Below are 15,326 nucleotides of genomic sequence, written 5' to 3'. Positions count from 1 at the left end.
ATAAACAGGACGTTTTATGGATTTGATTCAGCGCATGAACCTGAGCCTCGCCACAAGGCCCGGCGTAAAAATCGCCCTGGCTACGTTTTTCGTGATCCTTTGCTGGGCCTATTCGCCCACTGGAATACACATCGGGTTGTTGGCTTACGAGCCCGGTCATTTGGCGTTGATCCGCTTTCTCATCGCCTCGACGTTCATGGCCGGGGTGGCATGGGTGGCGGGTATTTCCCTGCCGCGCCTGAAAGACCTGCCGCTGTTGGCTGTGCTGGGCTTCTTTGCTGTCACCCTGCACCACATGGCAATCAACTACGGCCAACAAGGCGTCAGTGCCGGCGCGTCCAGTGTACTTGCACAATCCACTCCGCTATTCAGCACGTTGCTGGCGCACTTCGTGTTCAAACAGCGTGTCAACCGCTGGCAATGGATCTGCGTACTGGGTGGCTTGCTAGGTGCCGCTGTCGTGGTCAGCAGTGATCGTGGTTTGGGTGATCTGGATGCGCACGGGCTGCTGGTCCTGTTGGCGGCGTTGTCCTGGAGTCTCTATTTCGCCCTGCAAAAAAGCCATGCCCATCGCTACAACGGGCTGACGATGGTGTGCTACACCATTTGGTCAGGCACCGCGCTGTTACTCGTCTACGCACCGGGCTTGTGGAGCGAAGTGCAGAGCGCCCCGACTTCGGTCAATCTGGCGGTGCTCGTCCTGGGCATTTTTCCCAGTGCCCTTGCGTACCTCGCCTGGGCATATGTGCTGGCGCACAGCAACGTGAGCCGCGCGTCCATTTCGCTTTACCTGATACCGCCTACCGCCATGTTGATGGCCTCGGTGGTTCTGGCTGAACGCCCTTCGTTCATGGTCATTGTCGGGATGGTCATCGTGCTGACGAGCGTGCTTGCCCTCAATCTGCAGCCATCGAAAGTCTCGGGAATCAGCAGCGCAGTGGGGCTTTCGCGAGAAAGCCCCAAGAGCGGTTGATCAGTCGCCGTAGATATCAGACTTGAAGTACTGCTGCGAAATCTTCTGGTACTCGCCACTGGCGCGAATCCCGTCGATAGCGTTGTTCAGCTCCGATACCAGCTCGGTGTTGCCCTTGCGCACCGCAATCCCGGCGCCCTCGCCCACGTATTTCGGGTCCTTGAGCTCCGGGCCGGCGAATGCGTAGCCCTTGCCGCGCGGCATCGACAGGAAGTCGTTAAGCGGAATGGTGTCGGCAAAGATGGCGTCGAGGCGACCGGCTGCCAGGTCCATGTAGATTTCTTCGTTGTTGCTGTAGCGCTTGACGTTGATGCCCTTGGGTTCGAAGACTTCGGTCGCGTAACGGTCGGTGGTGGTCGCCCGTTGCACGCCAACGGTCTTGCCCTTGAGGCTGGCGTATTGGTCATCCACCACCGCGCCTTCCTTCATGACCAGGCGCGATGAGGTGAAGTAATACTTGTGGGTGAAATCCACCGACTTCTTGCGGTCTTCGTTGATGGTCATCGACGACAGTGCCATGTCGATTTTCTTCACTTTCAAGGAAGGAATCAGGCCGTCAAACTCGCCCTCGATCCACACACACTTGACCTTCATCTGCGCGCACAGGGCATTGCCGATGTCGTAGTCGAAACCCGCGATCTCGCCTTTGTCGGTCTTGGAGGCGAACGGTGGGTAGGCCGCTTCGATGCCGATGCGCAGGGTTTTCTCGGCGGCAAACAGGCTGCTGCACGCCAACAGGCTCAGGGCCAGACCAGTGATGAGGGGGAATTTCTTCATGTTCGTTCTCTCGCGGGTTGTTGTTGGTTTGGCAAGATGGAAGAAGAGCAGAAACGGGGGGAAGCCTTTTTTGTACTTATAAATCCATACTGGACTTTTATGTATTTGGCGTCAATTGGGTAAATGCAGGGCGTGCCGGCCGATGGTCGGGATGTGTATCAGCGGGATTTCAGGGTTGCGGATGACGCTATCGCGAGCAGGCTCACTCCTACAGGGGGAATGCATTCAACTGTAGGATTGAGCCTGCTCCGGGCGGCGTTCCGACGATGGCGTATTTGAGAGCGATACAGCAATTACTGCTTCCAGCGATCCGCCGCCGCATGATCGCTGTCACGCCCTTCGACCCAACGCGGACCGTCGCTGGTGTTTTCCTTCTTCCAGAACGGTGCGCGGGTTTTCAGGTAGTCCATGACAAAGGCGCAGGCGTCGAATGCCGCCTGGCGGTGGGCGCTGGCGGCGCCGACGAAGACGATGGGTTCGCCAGGCTCCAGGGCACCGATGCGATGCAGCACCTCCAGCTTGAGCAAGGGCCAGCGTTGCTCGGCCTCGGTGGCGATCTTGCCGAGGGCTTTTTCGGTCATGCCCGGATAGTGCTCGAGAAACATCCCGGCGACCTCCAGGCCATCATTGAAGTCGCGCACATAGCCGACAAAACTCACCACCGCCCCGACGCCGACATTGGCGTCGTGCATGGCGTTAACTTCGGCGCCGGGATCGAACGCGGTCGATTGCACGCGAATGGCCATGTCTCAGCCCCCGGTCACAGTGGGGAAAAACGCCACTTCATCGCCATCGCTGACCGGTTCGTCGAGCTGGCACAGGTCTTCGTTGCGCGCGCACATCAGGTTCTGCTCGCGCAGCACGTCAGCACCCTCACGTTGCGCCAGCAACGCCCGCACGTCGTCGACAGTGGCGAACTGGCCTTCGACCTTCACCGAATCCACGCCCAGCGCTTCACGGTAACGGGCAAAAAACTTTACGGTGACGTTCATGATGGATCCGCCTGGAAATGACCGCTCTTGCCGCCGACCTTCTCCAGCAGGCGCACGCTTTCGATGGTCATGCCGCGATCCACGGCCTTGCACATGTCATAGATAGTCAAGGCGGCGACACTGGCAGCCGTCAGCGCTTCCATCTCGACCCCGGTCTGCCCGGACAACTTGCAGCGCGCCACGATGCGCACACTGTCGTCGCCTTCGGCACTGAGCTCGACCTTGACCCCAGTCAACATCAACGGATGGCACAGGGGAATCAGGTCGCTGGTTTTTTTCGCCGCCTGAATGCCGGCAATGCGCGCCACGGCGAACACATCACCCTTGGGGTGACCGCCGCTGACGATCATCTGCAGAGTTTCGGGCAGCATGCGCACCAGCGCTTGGGCCGTCGCTTCACGGAACGTCACGGCTTTTTCGGTGACGTCGACCATATTGGCGCGACCTTGGGAATCGAGATGAGTCAGCACGGGGTTACTCCTGATCAGGAGTCCCGATTGTAAACCTGTGGGTCAATTTTTCGCACGCACGAATATCGGCTCACACAATCCCCCCTGTAGGAGCGAGGCTTGCCCGCGATTCAGACGCCGCGGTTGAACAGGTACACCGAGTAGATGCCATCGCGAGCAGGCTCGCTCCTACAGAGTTCTACGTTGCCCATAAAAAACCGGGCGACCCGTTAGGCCGCCCGGTTTGGGTGAAGGTTACAGATGCGATTCGGCGTATTCGGCCAGGATCGAACGAGGCACCCCTTGCAGGGTGATGTGCACGCCGTTAGGGAAATCCTTGAAGCGTTCAGTCAGGTACGTCAGCCCGGAGCTGGTCGCGGACAGGTAAGGGGTGTCGATCTGTGCCAGGTTGCCCAGGCACACCACTTTGGAACCGGCACCGGCACGGGTGATGATGGTTTTCATCTGGTGCGGTGTCAGGTTCTGGCATTCGTCGATCAGGATCAGGCTCTGCTGGAAGCTGCGGCCCCTAATGTAGTTGAGGGATTTGAACTGCAACGGCACTTTGCTGAGGATGTAGTCGACGCTGCCATGGGTGCTTTCGTCATCCATGTGCAAGGCTTCGAGGTTGTCGGTGATGGCGCCCAGCCAAGGCTCCATTTTTTCCGCTTCGGTGCCGGGCAGGAAGCCGATCTCCTGGTCCAGGCCTTGCACGCTGCGGGTCGCGATGATGCGGCGGTAGCGCTTGCTGACCATGGTCTGCTCGATGGCCGCGGCCAGCGCGAGGATGGTTTTACCGGAGCCTGCGGCACCGGACAGGTTGACCAGGTGGATGTCCGGATCGAGCAAGGCATACAGCGCCAGGCTCTGATAGATGTCACGCGGCTTGAGGCCCCAGGCTTCCTGGTGCAGCAACGGTTCCTGGTGCAGGTCAAGGATCAGCAGCTTGTCTTCCTCGATCTCCTTGATCCAGCCGACGAACCCCTGCTCATCGATGATAAATTCATTGATATGCACGGCTGGCAGATTGTCGATCAACTGTACCTGGTGCCAGGTGCGACCGTGGTCCTGACGGGTCTCGACCTTGCTCACCCGGTCCCAGAAGGAACCGGTCATGTTGTGATAGCCATTAGGAAGCAGCGATACGTCATCGACCAACTGGTCGGTGCTGTAGTCCTCGGCCGCGATCCCGCAGGCGCGGGCCTTGAGGCGCATGTTGATGTCTTTGGTGACCAGCACCACGGGCTTCTTCGGCTCACGAGCGTGCAGGTCGATCAGCTGGTTGATAATTCTGTTGTCGTTCAGATGCTCAGGCAGAACGATGTGGGGTTCGGCCTGCTTGCTCATCAGAATTGACAGCAATCCCTTGGGTCCGCTCTTGCCCCGCTGGATCGGCACGCCCTGCTCGACATCCTCGGGTGAGGCATCGCCCAGGGTCTTGTCGATCAGCCGGATGGCCTGGCGACATTCGGCGGCAACGCTGTGATGCCCGCTCTTGAGCTTGTCGAGCTCTTCAAGCACGGTCATCGGGATCGCGACGTGGTGTTCTTCGAAGTTGAGCAGCGCGTTTGGATCGTGAATCAATACGTTGGTATCGAGTACATAAAGGATTGGCTGGTTGGAAGAAGAGCTACGTCCGTGATCATCCATACTCGGTCACCTTTGTCAGAGCCAGTGGACGCAATACCTTGGCGGTGCTGCGCCTCGAAGTGACTACCGAATACACCTGCGGGGACTCAAGTGTTCTGCCTACATGCGGGGTCTTGGGAGACGCCACCTGTGTTGCAGGTTTCGGCGGTCTGTCTTCGTAATACTCCAAAACCCATGACAGAAAAAAGCACTTTGACGCTTTTTTGAAGTTTATTTTGCAGAGTGACGAAAAGCCCTTGGCGGACTGCCATCACTTGTTTACAGTCGGAGATCAACCTGCAGCAAAATCCCCTCTAAAATCGCCGCTTGCCCAATGTTTACGGGCTTTGGCGGTTTTCAGCGAAACCCTTCCTGACAGTCCTCCCAACCGATGCCGCTTTGCGCCGTTTGTGTGATCAGCCAGGGCAACGACGTTTTCACCCCCTCCTGCTTCATATTGAAATTGATCACCCCATGGCGCCACAGCAGCATCAGGGTCAGCACCCGTTGCGCACTCTGGTTGCCCTTGAGCTTGCCGGCACCGTCCTGGGCGTCGATGTCCCACAGGGCAACCTGCAGGCCCTGGGCCTTGAAGAAAGCGCCGGCGTCGGCACGACGCTGGCCATCGGGCGGGCGAAACAGCGGCACGAAGTTCTCCGGCAGTTTGTTCCTGGCAAGCTCGACGCTGCGGCGTACCGAGTCCTGCCAGTCCTGCCAGTGGCTGTGAGAGCGAAATTCCCAGCCTTGCACACCGATGCACTGGGTTGACCAGGTTTCTTGCACGCTCGCCACTGAACGCTCGCCCAGACGCGCCTGGAGATCCTTGCCGAGAACGAAGAAAGTGCCGCTCAGGTTGGCCTTGCGCAGGTACTCGGCTATCCATTCGGTATTGTCCGGCACGGCATTGGCGGCGCTGTCGAACGTCAAGAGAAACAGCCGGTCATGCATCGCGTCGCCATTGCGCTCATAGTCACCGAAATGATCGACTTCACTGCTGGCTTGCGGAAACAGCGCCGCCTTGCGCAGTTGCTCATCCAGGTACTGGCTGTGGAACAGGCGACTCGGTTCGGCCCACCTTATGTAGTAGCTGTCCTCACTGAGCTGAAACTTGCCGGCCTGCTCGCGCAACGTGGCCATGTCCTCGACCAGGAAACAGAAGGAGGCATCCTGGTCGCAACTCTGTTGGGCGAAATCGTAGTTGGCCAACAGCCGCTGCCAGAGGCGCTGGCGAACGCGATTGACCGATTCCAGATTGATCGTGCGCAGGCCCAGGCGTTGCGCCAGTGCGGCTTCGTCCAGGGACTCGCTGGCCAGCAGCACCCGGGCGAACATGAGGATTTCGGCACGCGACGCGACATCAAACAAGGTCGGGCTGTCGAGTTTTTCCGGCCAGGTGCTGCGATCCAGCGTCGCCACGTCACCCGGCGCCGCCATGACGCCGAAGCTCAGGAGCCAGGCTGTGAGCAGAAAAACGATACGCAATGGGATGTCTCCATAACAAAACCCGCGCGGCACTATAGCTGATCCAACCTGCCCCCTGATGATCGTTCCCACGCTCTGCGTGGGAATGCAGCCCGGGACGCTCCGCGTCCCTTCAACAGCCGAACGCGGAGCGTCCGTTGAGGCGTTCCTTTGCTGCGCGTGGGAACGATCACCGTTCGGCACCTATAACACCCATAGCTGGAGTCAACGATGACAACCCCCTAGAATCGCCGCCACGATTAAAGGAGACGACTTCATGCTGATGGTGATTTCCCCCGCCAAGACCCTCGATTACGAAACACCGCCGGCGACCCAGCGCTTCACCCAGCCGCAGTACCTTGACCATTCGCAGGAACTGATCCAGCAATTGCGCGAACTGACGCCGGCGCAGATCAGCGAGTTGATGCACGTCTCCGACAAGATCGGCGGGCTCAACGCCGCCCGCTTTGGCAGCTGGACACCCGCCTTTACCCCGGCCAACGCCAAGCAGGCCTTGCTGGCGTTCAAGGGCGACGTCTACACCGGGCTCAATGCTCAAACCTTCAGCGAAGCCGACTTCGATTACGCCCAGCAACACTTGCGCATGCTTTCCGGCCTGTATGGCCTGCTGCGCCCCCTGGACCTGATGCAACCGTACCGCCTGGAAATGGGCACCAAGCTGGCCAATGCCCGGGGCAAGGACCTGTATGCCTTCTGGGGCACGCGCATCAGCGAATGGTTGAACGAAGCCCTGGCCGACCAGGGCGATGACGTGCTGCTCAACCTGGCTTCCAACGAGTATTTCTCGGCGGTCAAGCGCAGCGCCTTGAATGCACGCATCATCAACACCGACTTCAAGGACCTGAAGAACGGCCAGTACAAGATCATCAGCTTCTACGCGAAAAAGGCCCGGGGCATGATGAGCCGCTTCGTCATCGAGGAACGCATCAACGATCCACAAGCCCTCAAGCAGTTCGATGTACAGGGCTATCGCTACAGCGCCGAGCAGTCTAAACCGGACAACCTGGTGTTCCTGCGCGACCACGCACCAGAGTGATGCAACGAGCGGCGCACGCCCTCTCGTGCGCCGCCATTGAAAGCCTCGAAATCCCCCGCCTTTTCCGTCATTTTTATGACGCCAAAAATCAATCTGTCAATTTTCTAACTTTAGTTTCACTCGACTTCGATCATTTTTTTCAGTAGTGGCACTGAAAATTTTTCTCCGTAGTGGCAAATAACTATCCCCTCCAATAATCCGCCTATATATAAAGGGCGAAACGGTAAGTGCTATCAATTTGAGAGCAGTGCCATCTTTGTCAATATTTCAAGAAATTTCAGATTTCCTGAGGAGCGCGTCGGAACTATGTCCGAATGCACCGCTCATACCACCGGTAACGATTCTCGCCGAGGATGTACGAGATAACTTACGCAGAACAGTGATCCATGCAGTGAAGTTGCAACACCTAACTTCCGCTGATTTATCCCTGATTTGGGCAACAACAGAACGGACAGGAGATATGCACCATTACTATCCCCTACAAGGCCAAGGCAGCGCCCCTATAAACGTGCTCACCCGGGCACCAGAACGCTTGATCTACGGGCTTTCGGCCTGACATCGAGCGCGCAGGATCATTGCACGAATATCTTCTGAACAGAGGACCGGCTGCATAACAGGGCAAGTCATAACAACAAGGCCTAGTTGCGCACACCTTGAGTGCACTTATTTAGACACTCGGAACTTTCATGCCAGCACGCGGTATTGTCGCGCCTGCAAGGCTTAACTTCCGCGTGCACTATCACCGCTGAACACCATTAACTCTGGCCATCTAATGGCTTGATCAACACTGAGGTAAATGCGATGCGCATCAGCATATTTGGTTTGGGTTACGTTGGCGCAGTCTGTGCCGGTTGCCTGTCTGCACGGGGCCATGACGTCGTTGGCGTCGATGTTGCCAAAGACAAGATCGATATGATCAACGCAGGCAAATCGCCAATCGTTGAGCCAGGCCTGGGCGAACTTCTGGCCCAGGGGATCCAGACTGGTCGTCTGCGCGGCACCACCAACTTCGCCGAGGCGATTCGCGACACCGACCTGTCGATGATCTGTGTTGGTACGCCGAGCAAGAAGAACGGCGACCTGGAACTCAACTACATCGAGGCCGTGTGCCGTGAGATCGGTTTTGTCCTGCGTGACAAGACCACCCGACACACTATCGTAGTGCGCAGCACCGTTTTGCCGGGCACTGTCGCAAACGTTGTCATCCCGATTCTCGAAGACTGCTCCGGCAAGAAGGCCGGTGTCGATTTCGGCGTGGCGGTCAACCCTGAGTTCCTGCGCGAAAGCACGGCCATCGCCGACTACGACCAACCGCCAATGACCGTCATCGGCGAGTTCGACAAGGCCTCGGGCGACGTTCTGCAATCGCTGTACGAAGAACTCGACGCGCCGATCATCCGCAAGGACATCGCCGTTGCCGAGATGATCAAGTACACCTGCAACGTGTGGCACGCCGCCAAGGTGACCTTCGCCAACGAGATCGGCAACATCGCCAAGGCCGTCGGCGTCGATGGTCGTGAAGTGATGGACGTGGTCTGCCAGGACAAGACCCTGAACCTGTCCCAGTACTACATGCGCCCGGGCTTTGCCTTCGGCGGTTCCTGCCTGCCCAAGGACGTGCGTGCCCTGACCTACCGCGCCAGCTCCCTGGACGTCGAGGCACCGCTGCTCAGTTCGCTGATGCGCAGTAACGAGTCCCAGGTGCAGAACGCGTTCGACATCGTTTCCAGCCACAACAAACGCAAAGTCGCGCTGCTGGGCCTGAGCTTCAAGGCCGGCACCGATGACCTGCGCGAGAGCCCGCTGGTAGACCTGGCGGAAATGCTGATCGGCAAGGGCTACGACCTGAGCATCTACGACGCCAACGTCGAGTACGCCCGTGTCCACGGTGCGAACAAGGACTACATCGAGTCGAAGATCCCGCACGTGTCGTCCTTGCTCAATTCCGACTTCGACGCGGTGATCAACAACTCCGACGTGATCATCCTCGGCAACCGTGACGAGAAATTCCGCGCCCTGGTGCAGGACGTTCCGCACGGCAAGCAAGTGATCGACCTGGTCGGCTTCATGTCCAAGGCCACCACCACCGATGGCCGGGCTGAAGGCATCTGCTGGTAACACGGAATCCCGTCTCCGACACCGCGCTTTCGCGCATGAAACACCTGTAGGAGCACAGCTTGCTGGCGATGACGTACTTGAGATCGCCATCGCCGGCAAGCCGGGCTCCTACAGGGGCGAGGGGCTCGCAAATGACTTTAGGATTCCGATTATGCACAGGCTAAAGCACGGCCTACTCCAGGCCGCCGGTTGGCTGTTCTACCTGAGTTTACTGATGGGCATCGCCATGGCGCTGCCTGTGTCCACGTTCGACTCCGAGTCGAAGGACTTCATTTTCCTGATCGGGATCGTCGGTATCTGGCGCTACTCGATGGGGGCCACGCACTTTGTGCGCGGCATGCTGTTTTTGTACGTGGTCTACCCGCACCTGCGGCGCAAAGTGCGCAAGCTGGGCAAGGCGGCGGACCCGTCCCACGTATTTTTGATGGTCACCAGTTTCCGTATCGATGCCCTGACCACCGCGCAGGTCTACAGCTCGGTGATCCGCGAAGCGATCGACTGCGAGCTGCCGACCACCGTGGTCTGCTCCATCGTCGAAATGTCCGATGAACTGCTGGTCAAGAGCCTGTGGAACCGGATGAATCCGCCTGCCCGGGTGAAACTCGACTTCGTGCGCATCCCCGGCACCGGCAAGCGCGATGGCCTGGCCTTCGGTTTCCGCGCCATCTCCCGCCACCTGCCGGACGACCGCGCCGTGGTGGCCGTGATCGATGGCGACACCGTGCTCGGCGAAGGCGTCGTGCGCAAGACCGTGCCGTGGTTCCAGCTGTTCGGCAATGTCGGCGGCCTGACCACCAATGAATTCTGCGAAGTGCGCGGCGGCTACATCATGAGCGAGTGGCACAAGCTGCGTTTCGCCCAGCGTCACATCAACATGTGCTCGATGGCCCTGTCCAAGCGCGTGCTGACCATGACCGGGCGCATGTCGGTGTTCCGTGCCACCGTGGTCACCAACCCGGAATTCATTGCCGACGTGGAAAGCGACTCGCTGCAACACTGGCGCCTGGGTCGCTTCAAGTTCCTGACCGGCGACGACAAGTCCAGCTGGTTCAGCCTGATGCGCCTGGGCTACGACACCTTCTACGTGCCTGATGCCGCGATCAACACCGTCGAGCACCCGCCAGAGAAGAGCTTCATCAAGGCCAGTCGCAAGCTGATGTTCCGTTGGTACGGCAACAACCTGCGCCAGAACTCCCGCGCCCTCGGCCTGGGGATCAAGCGCCTCGGTGCATTCACGTCCGTGGTGCTGTTCGACCAGCGCGTGTCGATGTGGACCTCGCTGCTGGGCCTGACCGTGGCACTGATCGCCAGCTTCAAGTACGGCACCGCGTTCATCCTGGTGTACCTGCTGTGGATCGGCATCACCCGCCTGATCCTGACCCTGTTGCTGTCCTGCTCCGGCCACCGGATCGGGCCGGCCTACCCGGCGATTCTCTATTACAACCAGATCGTTGGCGCGCTGGTGAAGATCTACGTGTTCTTCCGCCTCGACCAACAGTCCTGGACTCGCCAGCCCACTGCCCTGACCCGTGATCTCGCCAGCTTTCAACGTTGGTTCAACACCTGGTCGTCTCGGACCATGACCTTCTCCGCCGGCAGCATTTTTGTCGCCGTGCTGCTGCTGATGGTCTGACCGCCCCCTTTTTGAATTAACCAGGAAATCGCCCTTATGAATACCGCCGTCAACGCCAACGTAGTGCACGAATCTGAAGCCCAGCGCCAACACGCCCGGGTAAAAATCCCGGCCAAGCTGCGTTTCTTCGGCCCTGACCGGACACCGGTCGAAGCGCGAGTGATCGACCTTTCCGCCGGTGGCCTGGCCTTCAATGCCGGGCAACTGCCACTGAAAGTCGGCGACAAGTACAAGGCCCGCCTGCAGTTCGTCATCGACAACCTCGGCCTGGCCATGGACGTCGAGTTGCAAGTGCGCTCCTGCGATCGCGAGACCGGTCGCACCGGTTGCCAGTTCCAGAACCTGGAACCGCAAGACATCTCGACCTTGCGCCACCTGATCACTTCGCACCTGGCCGGCGACATCGTCACCATCGGCGAAGTGCTGGCGACCCTGCAGCGCGACAACTTCACCAAGGCGCGCAAGACCAAGGATGGCGGCCACGGCATGACCCCGTTCGGGCGCATGAAAGCGGTGACCTTCAGCCTGGGGATTTTCGTCGTCGGCCTGGCGGCGTTCGGGTTCATCTTCAAGTCGGTGTACGGCATGTACTTCGTCAGCCACGCCCAGGCCGGCCTGGTCAGCGTGCCGGGCGTGAACATCACCATGCCCCGCGACGGCACCGTGCAGAGCCTGGTGAAAGCCGATGGCGTCGCCGCCAAAGGCGCACCGCTGGCGACCTTCAGCACCAGCATGCTCGACGTGCTCAAGGGCCACCTGGAAGACGATCAACTGGCCCCGGCCAAGGTTGAAGAGCTGTTCGGCAAGCAAATGACCGGCACCCTCACCTCGCCTTGCGATTGCACCGTGGCCCAGCAGATGGTCGCCGACGGTCAGTACGCCAGCAAGGGTGACGTGATCTTCCAGCTGGTGCCGCGCAACACCGAAGCCAACATCGAGGCGCGCTTCTCCTATCGCCAGTTCGGCGACGTATTGCCAGGCACCGCGGTGCGCTTCCAGATCGCCGGCGAAGACAAGACCCGCACCGGCAAGATCGTCAACAGCACCAGCCTGAAAAGCGCCGACCTGTCCTCCGACATCCGCGTGCTGATCCAGCCTGACGAAGCCCTGGACAGCAGCCTCGCCGGCCGTCCGGTGGAAGTGAACAGCGACCGTGGCCCGAACCTGAACTGGCTGATCGACAAAGCCATGGCTGCTGGTCTGTAACCGGAGGACATGCCTGTGAGTACTCCACCAATTCCAAGAACACCGCAGTCCCTGTGGGAGCGAGCCTGCTCGCGATGGGATCTATTCGGTTTGCCTGATGTACCGAGCCGCCTGCATCGCGAGCAGGCTCACTCCTACATGGGATCTCTGTGTGCAGTAGCTTTGGCGGTGAGCCTCGCCGGCTGCGCCGGCCTGCCCGACCAGCGCCTGGCCAACGAAGCGCTCAAGCGTGGCGACACCGCCACCGCCGCGGCGAACTACCAGCAGCTGGCAGCGCTGGGCTACAGCGAAGCCCAGGTCGGCCTCGCCGACATCCAGGTCGACAGCCGCGACCCGGCGCAGATGAAACAGGCCGAGGCGACTTACCGCGCCGCCGCCAGTGTTTCGCCGCGCGCCCAGGCCCGTCTCGGCCGTTTGTTGGTGGCCAAGCCTGGCTCCACCGAAGCCGAACACCAGGAAGCCGAAGGCCTGCTGAAAAAAGCCTCCGCCGCTGGCGAAGGCAACACCCTGATCCCGTTGGCGATGCTGTACCTGCAGCACCCGCACAGCTTCCCCAACGTCGATGCGCAAAAGCAGATCAGCCAATGGCGCGCCGAAGGCAAGCCGGAAGCGGGCTTGGCGCAAGTGCTGCTGTATCGCACCCAGGGCACCTACGACCAGCATCTGGATGACGTGGAAAAGGTCTGCAAGGCCGCGCTCAACACCACCGACATCTGCTACGTCGAACTGGCCACGGTCTATCAGAAAAAGGCCCAGCCCGAGCAACAGGCCGAGCTGATCAAGCAGATGCAGGCGGCGCACAGTCGCGGCACCGTATCGGCGCAACGTATCGACAGCGTCGCTCGCGTGCTGGCCGATGCGAGCCTGGGCCAGCCCGACGAAAAAACCGCGCAGGCGCTGCTTGAACCCATCGCCCCGGGCTACCCGGCGTCCTGGGTCACCCTGGCGCAACTGATCTACGACTTCCCGGAACTGGGCGACGTAGACCAGATGATGAAGTACCTGGACAACGGCCGCGCCGCCGACCAGCCGCGCGCCGAGCTGTTGCTGGGCAAGCTCTACTACGAAGGCAAGATGGTCCCGGCCGACGCCAAGGTCGCCGAGGAACACTTCCAGAAAGCCGTCGGCCGCGAAGTCGCCGCCGATTACTACCTCGGCCAGATCTATCGCCGTGGCTACCTGGGCAAGGTCTACCCGCAGAAGGCCCTCGACCATCTGCTGACCGCCGCGCGCAACGGCCAGAACAGTGCCGACTTCGCCATCGCCCAACTGTTTTCCCAAGGCAAAGGCACCAAGCCTGACCCACTCAATGCGTATGTCTTCAGCCAACTGGCCAAGGCCCAGAACACCCCGCAAGCCACCGAGCTTGCGCAAACACTCGAAGCCCAACTGCCGCCTGCGCAGCTGGCCGAGGCCCAGCGCCTGTTGAAACAGGAACAGTCCGTTCGCGGCAACTTGAGCCAGAACACGCTGCAACTGCACGCACTGCAAGAAGAAGACGGCGAGGAATCCCTATGAAGTTGAATCCATTCATGAAGGCCGGTATCGGCCTGACATTCGCCTTGATCTGGTCCTGCCCGACGCTGGCGGCGATGACAGAAGAAGCCAAGAACTACGGCCTGGATGTGAAAATTACCGGCCAGTCCGAAGACGACCGTGACCTCGGCACCCAGAGCGGCGGCGACGTCAACGGCCTCGGTCTGGACCTGCGCCCGTGGGTCTATGGCGAGAGCGGCGCGTGGAGCGCCTTCGCCATGGGTCAGGCGGTGACGTCCACCGACATCATCGAAACCGACACCCTGCAGGAATCCGACAACGACGGCACCCAGACCACCGACAACGGTGATCGCAAGACCAAGAAGAACTACCTGGCGATGCGCGAATTCTGGGTCGGCTACAGCGGCTTCACGCCCTACCCCGGCGAGATCCTCAAGTTGGGTCGCCAGCGCCTGCGTAACGACGACGGCCAATGGCGCGACACCAACATCGAAGCCCTGAACTGGACCTTCGACACCACCCTGCTGCGCGCCAACGCCGGTGTCGCCGAACGCTTCAGCGAGTACCGCACCGACCTGAAGGAACTGGCGCCCAAGGACAAGGATCGCCTGCACGCCTTCGCCGATGCCGAATACCAATGGACACCGGGCCACTGGGCCGGCATCCGCGGTCATCACACCCACGATGACGGCAAGCTCGACTACCCGACGCCAGGTGAACCGGGCGATTCGCTGGACAAAAAACAGAATGGCGACATCAGCTGGCTGGGCCTGCAGGCCAACAGCGATGCCTATAACTGGCGCAACACCAACACGGTCAATTACTGGGGCAGCATCACCGGCATGAGCGGCGACCGCGACACGGTCAACCCGCTGAACGCCGATGGCAGCGCACCGGCACAAGCCAAGCACAGCGGCGATGTCGACGGCTGGGCCACTGACCTGGGCGTGCGCCTGCGCCTCGATCCGCAATGGCAAGTCGGTGCGGCCTACGCCCGTGCCAGCGCCGATTACGAACAGAACGGCCTGGAAAGCAACCGCTCGAACTACACCGGTACCCGCTCGCGGGTGCACCGTTTCGGTGAAGCCTTCCGTGGCGAAATGAACAACATGCAATCGGCCACGCTGTTCGGTTCGTGGATGCTCAACGACGAATACGACGCCAGCCTGATCTACCACAAATTCTGGCGCGTCGACGGCAACAAGCCGATCACCAGCAACGGTATCGACGCGGTGCAGAACAACACCGACGACGTGACCGGCGCGGTGCTGTCCAGCACTTCCCTGCCACTGAACAACGGTGACAAAGACCTCGGCCAGGAAATGGATCTGGTGGTCACCAAGTACTTCAAGCAAGGCCTGCTGCCGGCGGCGTTGAGCCAGAAGATCGATGAGCCTTCGGCCCTGGTGCGTTTCCGCGGTGGTGTGTTCAAGCCGGGCGATGCCTACGGCAAGGAAGTCGATTCGTACATGCACCGCGCGTTCGTCGACGTGATCTGGCGCTTCTGATGCACATTGCGAAGGGAGTCTCCCAG

13 protein-coding genes are annotated in these 15,326 nt (G+C 60.1%); 7 read left to right on the top strand and 6 right to left on the bottom strand.

From position 1 onward, the window contains the following. The first annotated feature begins 16 nt into the window (after positions 1 to 16). Positions 17 to 973 carry a DMT family transporter gene (locus tag OH720_RS04525; RefSeq protein WP_272604715.1) on the top strand — a complete coding sequence of 319 codons (957 nt, stop codon included), beginning with the start codon at positions 17 to 19 and terminating at the stop codon, positions 971 to 973. Here OH720_RS04525 and OH720_RS04520 read toward each other — a convergent pair whose 3' ends face one another. The 6 genes from OH720_RS04520 to OH720_RS04495 all read right to left on the bottom strand — a co-directional run bounded on the left by OH720_RS04520 (position 974) and on the right by OH720_RS04495 (position 6,302). Beyond that, on the bottom strand, positions 974 to 1,750 hold the full coding sequence (locus tag OH720_RS04520) for an ABC transporter substrate-binding protein (protein ID WP_272604714.1): 777 nt from the start codon (positions 1,748 to 1,750) through the stop codon (positions 974 to 976). 293 nt (positions 1,751 to 2,043) lie between these two features. Then, entirely contained in the window at positions 2,044 to 2,496 is a 453-nt protein-coding gene (gene moaE, locus OH720_RS04515; protein WP_272604713.1) for a molybdopterin synthase catalytic subunit MoaE, read from the bottom strand. A gap of 3 nt (positions 2,497 to 2,499) precedes the next feature. Continuing rightward, the gene (gene moaD / locus OH720_RS04510) at positions 2,500 to 2,742 is read right to left on the bottom strand and encodes a molybdopterin converting factor subunit 1 (RefSeq protein WP_008060537.1); all 243 of its coding nucleotides are present in this window, start codon (positions 2,740 to 2,742) and stop codon (positions 2,500 to 2,502) included. Next, on the bottom strand, positions 2,739 to 3,212 hold the full coding sequence (gene moaC, locus OH720_RS04505) for a cyclic pyranopterin monophosphate synthase MoaC (RefSeq protein WP_008060536.1): 474 nt from the start codon (positions 3,210 to 3,212) through the stop codon (positions 2,739 to 2,741). The genes moaD and moaC overlap by 4 nt, the downstream gene beginning before the upstream one ends. Before the next feature lie 234 nt (positions 3,213 to 3,446). Next, the gene (locus OH720_RS04500) at positions 3,447 to 4,841 is read right to left on the bottom strand and encodes a PhoH family protein (protein ID WP_008060535.1); all 1,395 of its coding nucleotides are present in this window, start codon (positions 4,839 to 4,841) and stop codon (positions 3,447 to 3,449) included. A 336-nt stretch (positions 4,842 to 5,177) separates the two neighbouring features. Then, positions 5,178 to 6,302 (bottom strand): polysaccharide deacetylase family protein, encoded by a 1,125-nt coding sequence (locus OH720_RS04495; protein ID WP_272604712.1) that lies wholly within the window; start codon positions 6,300 to 6,302, stop codon positions 5,178 to 5,180. Positions 6,303 to 6,558: 256 nt separating this feature from the next. Between OH720_RS04495 and yaaA the strand changes: the two genes are divergently transcribed. The 6 genes from yaaA to OH720_RS04465 all read left to right on the top strand — a co-directional run bounded on the left by yaaA (position 6,559) and on the right by OH720_RS04465 (position 15,300). Then, a complete protein-coding gene (gene yaaA, locus OH720_RS04490) occupies positions 6,559 to 7,338 on the top strand; it encodes a peroxide stress protein YaaA (protein WP_180205791.1) in 780 nt (259 codons plus the stop codon). Between the two features lie 801 nt (positions 7,339 to 8,139). Continuing rightward, the gene (locus tag OH720_RS04485; protein WP_272604711.1) at positions 8,140 to 9,456 is read left to right on the top strand and encodes a nucleotide sugar dehydrogenase; all 1,317 of its coding nucleotides are present in this window, start codon (positions 8,140 to 8,142) and stop codon (positions 9,454 to 9,456) included. A gap of 151 nt (positions 9,457 to 9,607) precedes the next feature. Next, positions 9,608 to 11,089, top strand: a complete 1,482-nt coding sequence (alg8, locus tag OH720_RS04480) for a mannuronan synthase (RefSeq protein WP_442967260.1) — start codon at positions 9,608 to 9,610, stop codon at positions 11,087 to 11,089. 36 nt (positions 11,090 to 11,125) lie between these two features. Next, complete coding sequence (locus OH720_RS04475) at positions 11,126 to 12,295, top strand: alginate biosynthesis protein Alg44 (protein WP_272604710.1); 1,170 nt, start codon at positions 11,126 to 11,128, stop codon at positions 12,293 to 12,295. Between the two features lie 138 nt (positions 12,296 to 12,433). Next, positions 12,434 to 13,813 (top strand): alginate biosynthesis TPR repeat lipoprotein AlgK, encoded by a 1,380-nt coding sequence (gene algK, locus OH720_RS04470; RefSeq protein WP_272604709.1) that lies wholly within the window; start codon positions 12,434 to 12,436, stop codon positions 13,811 to 13,813. Then, on the top strand, positions 13,810 to 15,300 hold the full coding sequence (locus OH720_RS04465; protein ID WP_272604708.1) for an alginate export family protein: 1,491 nt from the start codon (positions 13,810 to 13,812) through the stop codon (positions 15,298 to 15,300). The genes algK and OH720_RS04465 overlap by 4 nt, the downstream gene beginning before the upstream one ends. Positions 15,301 to 15,326: the final 26 nt, after the last annotated feature.

The organism is Pseudomonas sp. WJP1 (assembly GCF_028471945.1).
GTDB lineage: Bacteria > Pseudomonadota > Gammaproteobacteria > Pseudomonadales > Pseudomonadaceae > Aquipseudomonas.
The sequence above is the reverse complement of the archived record's forward strand: the minus strand, read 5'-3'. Positions and strand labels throughout refer to the sequence as shown.

Coding starts and splice junctions, on each gene's coding strand:
- OH720_RS04500 (WP_008060535.1), bottom strand. CDS start 4,841: ATGGATGATCACGGACGTAGCTCTTCTTCCAACCAGCCAATCCTTTAT.
- moaD (WP_008060537.1), bottom strand. CDS start 2,742: ATGAACGTCACCGTAAAGTTTTTTGCCCGTTACCGTGAAGCGCTGGGC.
- algK (WP_272604709.1), top strand. CDS start 12,434: ATGGGATCTCTGTGTGCAGTAGCTTTGGCGGTGAGCCTCGCCGGCTGC.
- OH720_RS04485 (WP_272604711.1), top strand. CDS start 8,140: ATGCGCATCAGCATATTTGGTTTGGGTTACGTTGGCGCAGTCTGTGCC.
- OH720_RS04475 (WP_272604710.1), top strand. CDS start 11,126: ATGAATACCGCCGTCAACGCCAACGTAGTGCACGAATCTGAAGCCCAG.
- OH720_RS04520 (WP_272604714.1), bottom strand. CDS start 1,750: ATGAAGAAATTCCCCCTCATCACTGGTCTGGCCCTGAGCCTGTTGGCG.
- yaaA (WP_180205791.1), top strand. CDS start 6,559: ATGCTGATGGTGATTTCCCCCGCCAAGACCCTCGATTACGAAACACCG.
- OH720_RS04525 (WP_272604715.1), top strand. CDS start 17: ATGGATTTGATTCAGCGCATGAACCTGAGCCTCGCCACAAGGCCCGGC.
- moaE (WP_272604713.1), bottom strand. CDS start 2,496: ATGGCCATTCGCGTGCAATCGACCGCGTTCGATCCCGGCGCCGAAGTT.
- OH720_RS04465 (WP_272604708.1), top strand. CDS start 13,810: ATGAAGTTGAATCCATTCATGAAGGCCGGTATCGGCCTGACATTCGCC.
- alg8 (WP_442967260.1), top strand. CDS start 9,608: ATGCACAGGCTAAAGCACGGCCTACTCCAGGCCGCCGGTTGGCTGTTC.